At 41.9% G+C, this 695-nt stretch carries 1 protein-coding gene; it reads left to right on the top strand.

The annotated features are described in order from the left end of the window. The coding region (locus ACYVUV_RS12340; protein ID WP_484499578.1) for a hypothetical protein at positions 1–449 on the top strand (449 nt) is incomplete at its 5' end. Positions 450–695 lie beyond the last annotated feature (246 nt).

Raw genomic sequence — 695 nt, 5'->3', positions numbered from 1 at the left:
TCCAAGCATTAGGCTTAGAAGAAAAAATTGCAAAAGTAAAGGCTCAAGTAGATGAGTACAATGAGAAGCCTGCTGCTGAACGTAAGAATTACGGCACCTCCATCTATGGCCATGCGGCAGATCCGCTGTTCGTATCTAGTAAGATGGAATCTGACGGAAGAATTATTCTTCATGAGTATGCGGCCGAAATCATTCCTAACTGGTGGCCATACACGCTGTTTGCGTTTGACAATGCCGGTGACGAAGATTATGTTGATGCATACACGGATCACAATGGTTGTGATCCGGCTGACGATGATACCCTGTGGAAGGCGGATTTGACCTATCGTTTAGTACGTTACTCGTACGAATACGATAAAGAAATGATGCCGACCCCTGAATTAACTTCGGAAACATTTTTCGATGATTACCAAACTGTGATTATGTCTGACGAAGAACTGCTCGACTAATCACAAAATTGCAAGGAAACAAAACATACTAATCTAGTGTTGGATGATTACTCGACGGAGTAGTCGTTCAACACTTTTTCTTTTACTATGTAAAGTGGAGATGAAGCCAATGCCGTGAGCTCTTTGGACACTCGATGTCGTAAATAAAACGGGCAGCTTCACCATTCAATTGTGAATCTCGTCTAAGTATGTTGACTGTTAAAGTCCTGTTGAGAAAATTAGATCTGATTGAATTGGGTGAAGGCA

The organism is Lactobacillus sp. WILCCON 0149, assembly GCF_057197965.1.
The sequence above is the reverse complement of the archived record's forward strand: the minus strand, read 5'-3'. Positions and strand labels throughout refer to the sequence as shown.